Annotated in this window: 7 protein-coding genes; 3 read left to right on the forward strand and 4 right to left on the reverse strand. The window is 27.7% G+C overall.

The window, feature by feature from the left end; translation table 11 throughout:
• From ACOYLP_RS09700 to ACOYLP_RS09710, 3 genes are all read right to left on the reverse strand, one after another.
• On the reverse strand, positions 1–716 hold a 716-nt coding region (locus ACOYLP_RS09700; protein WP_422855973.1), incomplete at its 3' end, for an ABC transporter ATP-binding protein.
• A gap of 5 nt (positions 717–721) precedes the next feature.
• Positions 722–1,093, reverse strand: a complete 372-nt coding sequence (locus tag ACOYLP_RS09705; protein ID WP_422855974.1) for a four helix bundle protein — start codon at positions 1,091–1,093, stop codon at positions 722–724.
• A 65-nt stretch (positions 1,094–1,158) separates the two neighbouring features.
• A complete protein-coding gene (locus tag ACOYLP_RS09710) occupies positions 1,159–2,028 on the reverse strand; it encodes an ABC transporter permease (protein WP_422855975.1) in 870 nt (289 codons plus the stop codon).
• 188 nt (positions 2,029–2,216) lie between these two features.
• On the opposite strand from ACOYLP_RS09710, the gene ACOYLP_RS09715 reads away from it, so the two are divergent.
• Positions 2,217–2,822: a sugar transferase gene (locus tag ACOYLP_RS09715; RefSeq protein ID WP_422855976.1), complete on the forward strand. Its 606-nt coding sequence runs from the start codon at positions 2,217–2,219 to the stop codon at positions 2,820–2,822.
• 115 nt (positions 2,823–2,937) lie between these two features.
• Positions 2,938–5,097: a hypothetical protein gene (locus ACOYLP_RS09720; protein ID WP_422855977.1), complete on the forward strand. Its 2,160-nt coding sequence runs from the start codon at positions 2,938–2,940 to the stop codon at positions 5,095–5,097.
• Between the two features lie 19 nt (positions 5,098–5,116).
• On the opposite strand, the gene ACOYLP_RS09725 is transcribed toward ACOYLP_RS09720, so the two are convergent.
• Positions 5,117–5,821: a tyrosine-protein phosphatase gene (locus ACOYLP_RS09725; protein WP_422855978.1), complete on the reverse strand. Its 705-nt coding sequence runs from the start codon at positions 5,819–5,821 to the stop codon at positions 5,117–5,119.
• Positions 5,822–6,037: 216 nt separating this feature from the next.
• On the opposite strand from ACOYLP_RS09725, the gene ACOYLP_RS09730 reads away from it, so the two are divergent.
• A complete protein-coding gene (locus tag ACOYLP_RS09730; protein ID WP_422855979.1) occupies positions 6,038–7,165 on the forward strand; it encodes an aminotransferase class I/II-fold pyridoxal phosphate-dependent enzyme in 1,128 nt (375 codons plus the stop codon).
• Positions 7,166–7,268 lie beyond the last annotated feature (103 nt).

A 7,268-nucleotide genomic window follows, 5' to 3' on the forward strand; every position in this document is an offset into this window, starting at 1 on the left:
GCTTTTGTACACAATCGCATTATTGAATCCATATTATGACTTACAAACAAAACCGTTCTACCCTCTCCTTTACTGATGTCTCCCATTTTTCCGAGACATTTTTTCTGAAATTCTGCATCGCCAACCGCTAGTACCTCATCAACTATTAAAATTTCACTTTCAAGATGTGCCGCAACCGCAAAAGCCAAACGAACATACATTCCGGATGAATATCTTTTTACTGGTGTATCAATATAGCGTTCTACTCCAGAAAAATCAATGATTTCATCCAGTTTACGCGTAATCTCTTTTTTTCGCATGCCGAGTATTGCGCCATTCAAATAAATATTTTCTTTTCCTGATAGTTCAGGATGAAAACCGGTACCAACTTCGAGCAAACTTGCAATTCTACCTTTAACTTTTATTTCTCCTGTGGTTGGGCTGGTTACACGAGAAAGCAATTTTAGTAACGTACTTTTTCCGGCTCCGTTTTTTCCAATTATTCCAACTGCATCTCCCTTATTAATTTCGAAATTAATATCTTTTAAAGACCAAACGATGTTGCTTTCTCCCTTTTTGCGTCTGTCATTAGTTTCTCCGATTTTTAAAAACGGATCTTCCTTACCAAGAACTTTTGTAATCCAAAAGCGCTCAATATCTTTTGAAATTGTTCCAGTTCCAATTTGGCCTATTTGATAAGCCTTTGATAAATTTTCAACATGTATGATTGGTTTCATAGAGGTTAAGATTCAGGCTGAGGTTGCAACGATTTAATTAATTTATTCAACTCTAATACATTTTTATCAACTAATTCATGAATCGCTAATACTTCTGATTGATCAAAATAATTGACATTCTTCCCATAAATTAAATGGCTTTTAGTTTCAAAAATACTGCCTCTGGCCATTATATAAAATCTTTTCTTATCTAACGAAGTACTTCTACCATAACCTTCAGCAATATTTGCTGATATTGATAAAGCAGCTCTTCGTATTTGACTTGTCAATCCATAATCTTCAGATCTGGGCAGTTTTGCTGTCAAATGAAAAACACGCTCCGCTATTTCCATAGCCAATTTCCAAACATTCATATCCTCAAAACTATAAAAACTCATTCTAAATTAATAAACTACATTCTAAACCCAAAACTCAACCTCAAACTCAACCTCGATCTTAACCTCTATATCGTATCAACAAAGTTTTTCTCAGTTTTATTAAATATTACAATTCCGATAAATAAAATTATAATGGTCACGATGGTTGAATATCCTAAACTCCAAAAGGTAAATTCTCCTTTTCCAAGAATGGCATATCGGAAACTTTCAATAATTCCCGTCATCGGATTTAATTCAACTACAATACTATACCCCTTTTCTCGTGCATAACTAAGCGGATAAATAACTGTTGTGGCATACATTAATAATTGTACTCCAAAAGTTACTAAAAAAGTTAAATCTCTATATTTTGTTGTCATTGCAGTGATTATTAACCCAAGTCCTAAACCAAGAAGTGCCATTAAAACAACCAATACAGGAAATAATAAAATACCAATAGTGACATGAAAACTAGTTCCTTCAACCGGGAAGAAATAGAAGTAAATCATCATGCATAGCAATAGCAAAAATTGCACACCAAAACGAACTAAATTACTAACAACAATACTTAAAGGCATTATTAGTCTTGGAAAATAAACTTTACCAAATATGTTGGTATTGTCTCTAAAAACAGTACTCGTCTTGGTCAAACAATCAGAGAAATAATTCCAAGCTGTAATGCCCGACAAATAAAAAAGATAATGTGGCAAACCATCAGTACTTATTCCGGCTAAATTTCCGAAAACAAAAGTAAAAACTATGGTGGTGAAAATAGGCTGAATAAAGAACCACAATGGTCCTAAAATCGTTTGCTTATAAAAACTAACAAAATCTCTTTTTACAAATAGTAACAATAAATCCCTGTAATGCCAAAGGTCTTTGAATTTAATATCGAAAAGCGAGGTATGCCCTTTTATGACTAAATCCCAATCATTTGCGATTTTTGAATTTTGCATTTCTAAGTATTAATTTGTATGTTTTTTAAAGTGAAATGTTCGGCGATTATATTTTGTAAACTTACTTATTTTATTTAAATTTAAAATTAATAATAAGTAATAATCGATACCTTTAAAAAATATCAATATATGTAGTAAGTTTGTTAGAAGAAATTATTTATTATTTTCACCTCAATAATTTAAAAAATATGTATCTAAATTATGTGAAATCTTTTTTTGATTTTATAGCAGCTTTTATTGGACTAATTGTTTTAAGTCCTCTAATTATTGTTATTACCATTCTTCTATTTATTTTAAATAATGGAAAACCTTTTTATTTTCAAAACAGACCTGGTTATAAAGAAAAAATCTTCAGGATTATAAAATTTAAAACCATGAATGATAAAAAAAATGAAGCTGGAGAACTTTTACCTGATTTTGAAAGAACAACATTAGTTGGTAAATTTATTCGCAAAACTTCTATTGATGAAATTCCTCAATTGATAAATGTATTTCTTGGTCATATGAGTTTGGTTGGACCAAGGCCATTATTGCCAGAATATTTGCCATTATATAATGAGAATCAGAAACGAAGACATGATGTAAAACCAGGAATAACGGGCTGGGCTCAAATAAATGGTAGAAATTCAATTCTTTGGACTAAAAAATTCGAACATGATGTTTGGTATGTTGACAATGCTTCTATTTTATTAGACATGAAAATTTTATTATTGACAGTAAAAAAAGTATTGATTCCTCAAGGTATTAATGCCACTGAAAAATACACCATGGAAGAATTTAATGGTAAAAATTAATGTAGTAATAAATCAAGTAATAATTCAATCTATCAAAATAGACCTAAAAACAAGGTTTTAACTATATTTGCCGATTAAAATTGAAGAAAGTATACTTATTATTTACAAATCTATAATGGAAATAGACAAACAAAAAACTAAACGAGTTTATAAAAAGAAAATAAGAGGCCTTGAAAGTTACTCTTCAATATTATTCAAAATAGTTGGTTTTACGCTCTTATTCCTTGCTGTCTATTATTATTTAGACACAGGAAGCGGTAATACAGTTTCTCAACTTTCAAAAATGTTAACTGGTAAATCAAACCGAGTACACAATGGTGATAATTTAAAATTTTCTTGGGAAATATTTAGCCAACTTTTAGCTTGTTTTATTCCTGGACTCATTGGACTTGTTGCTTCAATTTTTTATCACAAAAAGAATAATTCATTGTTTTATAAGTTAAGCAATCTTATCATCGTCTTTTTAACGATTGCTCATGCTACTATTTTCGTAAACAATTGGTTGCCAAACTATATTTTTTCTTACTATAATTACTATATCGTTTCTGGTTTTATTCTTATCCCAATTGCTGTTTTTCTAATAAATTATTTAAGTTTAAAGAGAAGTTCCATTTTAACTTATACAACCATATACTTTTATGTATTACTCTTTGAATTATTGATCATTAGGTATAGTTTTACATACACTTATGTATTTTGTTGTATAATTTTATATACTGTTATAATATATCTGATTTCAAAGAAAGAAAATGATACTTATAATAATATTGTAAATGCAATTTCTGCTTATGGCTTTTTGGCAATTTTTTTAATTCGTCAATTAATTTATAATTCAAACACATCTTCATTTTGGTTGTTTTTTAGCATTAGTATTATTTATTTTTTATTGTTTTATTTTATTAGTTTGTCTATTCTATTTCAAGATAAAAAACCAATCTACAAACTATTTTATTGGATAAATTTAGCATTATTTTTATTCTTAAATTCTATTGTACTAAACAAATATTTTACTGTAACTTATAATATTTTACCAATAATTGGTGTTATAGGAACTAATGTTTTTTCAATATTTTTAAATAAAAAATACAATTATTTAAAAGGAAAAATCGCTTCAATAGAAATTTCAACTTTATTGCTTTTCGCTTTTTTATTTACTTTACTATTTCAAGATTATAGTTTTGAAATATTTTTTGGAACATTAGCTGTTTGCTTAATTTTTTATGCAATAGCTGGTCATAACAGATTTTTTATTTGGCTTTCAGGTTTATTCACATTTATGTTAATTCTTAAATTAATATATTTAATCATATCGTTATCATTGATCATAACTAGAGTTAAGGGTATAGATGAAGATTTTATAAGTATAGGATTTATAAATAGCGGTATCATTTTATTAGCTATTTGGATAGTAAAAAACAATTTAAAATCTACGAAGTTTCATGTATCTTATAAATGGTTGAACCGAGAGAAGTTTTTAAAATTTCTAAATACTTTCAACTTAATAAGTCTTTTTATTTTTATAATATGGATTAGTTTTTCGATTCTTTTTTATTTTGTTGGAGATTTATATTATGCAGTTAGAGTTCTTGTAATTGTTTCTAGTTTTTTAGTTTTATATATTCCAAAATATCATCAAAACCTTTATGTAAATCAAAAGCAAAAAATCCAATTTTTAACATATTTATTCTTTGTTGCATTAACATTTATAGGGTTTTATGAATTCCCATATACTTTCAAATATGATTTAACTTATGGCGGAATTATATCAACTGAAACAATATTTCATTATATAGAATTTATACTAGAAATAGGATTAGGTTATAGAATTTTAAATTCTATCAAAAACACAGAATCTGAAAATAGCTATTTTAAAGATTTAATTATTGTCATAACTTGCCTGTTTGGAATTATAACATTGTGCAAAGAATTTGACTATATTACCGTATTGCTTAATACAATTAGCAAGCATAATTTTGATCAAAATACTGTTTTAAATATCTTAGATAACAATCAAATTTTACCTTATTCAATAATATTATTGGTAAGTTTATTAATTATTTTATTAATTGGTTTGGTTGAGAACAACAAATTCTTGCGTTTGTTTTCAGTTTTTGTAGCCTTTTGTGTATTAGTTAAAGTATTCTACATTGAATACTACATTTTGACTAAAAATGATAAAATAACCATTATTATTATAACTGGAGTAACCTTCCTTCTGATTTCATCTATTTATAACAGAATAAAACAAAAGAGAAGTAAAAGAAGTGCTGTTTAATAAATGTTTTGAGAAATGGTTATTCTAATTGACTATTTTTATTCATAGCATCAATTAGTTCATTTTGAGATTTAATTTTTATACTTTGATAGAATGCATTCACATGACGATCATGATGAATGTCTGAGCCAACGAAATCTATTAAATTATTAGCTAATAAAAAGTCTGCAATAGTAGCAACTGATTTACCATAATATCCTACGGTAGACAATAAATTCAATTGAAATAAACAGCCAAGCTCTTTTAATCTAAAATAATCCTGTTTTGAATTATGATAATATAAATAACGTTCAGGATGTGCAAGTAAAGGAGTATAACCTTTAATCTGCAATTGAAATAAAATATTTTTTAAGTCTACAGTTGGATTTAAATAAGACATCTCAACCAATACCAAGTCATCTTTTAATGCCAATAATTTTTCGTTTTGAAAACGTTCTATAAACGACTCGTCCATCATATATTCTGAACTTACTCTGTGTAACATTTGGGCAAGTTTCATTGGCAATTGACTTTTTGTATTTAAAAAAGTTTCTTGAATAAAACTAGTTGAATTATCCCAAACATTAGTCATTGTATGAGGTGTTGCTATACATTTATTTATTCCAAGCAAAGCCATTTCTTCGAGTAATGAGGATGTTTCTTGTATTGATTTTGAACCATCATCTATATTTGGCAAAATATGAGAGTGAATATCAATATATCCAGTAGGTATGAGATCAACCAACTTTGGTTTATTTTTAAATAGGGAAATCATAGTTGATAAGGTTTCAGAGCCCAAAATTAAAGTAATTTATTCAATATTCCTTGTATTAACAAACTTAACCTTGTAATATTGCTTGAAAATATTTTTTTTTGAAAAACATGAATTCAAATTAAAATTTATTTTTTTATTTGAATTTTGAGAAAAATTAATTCATAAAGAACATTAAAAAATTCCCAAATGGATAAACCTAAAATTTGGCTTTCCTCTCCTCATATGGGCGGTAATGAAAAACAATATGTTGATGATGCATTTTCTAGTAATTGGATAGCACCTTTAGGACCAAATGTAACTGGCTTTGAAAATGATATTGTTTCCTATTTGTCAAATGAAGTGCATGTTGGAGCTTTAAGTTCAGGAACAGCAGCTTTACATTTAGGATTGATACTTTTAGATGTTAAACCAGGAGATGAAGTACTTTGCCAGAGTATGACTTTTTCTGCCTCGGCAAATCCTATAGTTTATTTGGGCGCAAAACCTATTTTTATAGATAGTGAAAAAGACACTTGGAATATATGCCCTGAAGCATTAGAAACTGCAATTAAAGATAGAATAGCAAAAGGGAAAAAACCAAAAGTTATAATAGCAGTTCATTTATATGGTATGCCTTATAAAGTAAAAGAAATTAGAGCAATAGCTGATAAATATGAAATTCCAATTCTTGAAGACAGTGCTGAAGCTTTAGGAAGTAGTTTCGAAGGACAAAAATGCGGAACTTTTGGCGATATTAGCGTGCTTTCATTTAATGGAAATAAAATTATTACAACCTCTGGTGGCGGTGCAATTGTTAGTAAAGAAAAAAAACATATAGAAAAAGCTGTATTTTTATCTACTCAAGCAAGAGATAATGCTCCACATTATCAACATAGCGAAATTGGTTATAACTACAGAATGAGTAATATTTGTGCAGGAATTGGTCGTGGACAAATGGAAGTTCTTGACAAGCATGTTTCATTACGAAGAGAAATGCATAGTTTTTACAAAAGTATTTTTAAAGAAATAGAGGAAGCGTCACTTTTTTCTGAATTTAATGAAAATTATTTTTCAAACTTTTGGTTATCAACAATTATATTTAATGATACCAAAAAGAACCCAGAAGAATTAAGATTACTTTTTGAAAAAGAAAATATAGAAACCCGACCACTCTGGAAACCAATGCATTTACAGCCAATTTTTAAACATGCTCCATATTATGGCGGTAATATTTCTGAAACATTATTTAAAAATGGCCTTTGTTTACCGTCAGGATCAAACTTATTAGTTCGTGATAAAGAAAGAATAAAAGAATGTTTAAATAATTATTTCTAAATTATTTATTTAAATTTGGGGACCACAACGCTAATAATGGTTTCATTTTGAAAAAAAAGATTACTTTTTATTACAAAAACTTTTTAAATATAAGTAAATTAAA

This window comes from Flavobacterium sp., from assembly GCF_049318325.1.
Taxonomy (GTDB): Bacteria; Bacteroidota; Bacteroidia; order Flavobacteriales; family Flavobacteriaceae; genus Flavobacterium.

Excerpts from the sequence above, each read along its gene's own strand:
- ACOYLP_RS09705 (WP_422855974.1), bottom strand. The coding sequence starts at position 1,093 with ATGAGTTTTTATAGTTTTGAGGATATGAATGTTTGGAAATTGGCTATG.
- ACOYLP_RS09710 (WP_422855975.1), bottom strand. The coding sequence starts at position 2,028 with ATGCAAAATTCAAAAATCGCAAATGATTGGGATTTAGTCATAAAAGGG.
- ACOYLP_RS09715 (WP_422855976.1), top strand. The coding sequence starts at position 2,217 with ATGTATCTAAATTATGTGAAATCTTTTTTTGATTTTATAGCAGCTTTT.
- ACOYLP_RS09720 (WP_422855977.1), top strand. The coding sequence starts at position 2,938 with ATGGAAATAGACAAACAAAAAACTAAACGAGTTTATAAAAAGAAAATA.
- ACOYLP_RS09730 (WP_422855979.1), top strand. The coding sequence starts at position 6,038 with ATGGATAAACCTAAAATTTGGCTTTCCTCTCCTCATATGGGCGGTAAT.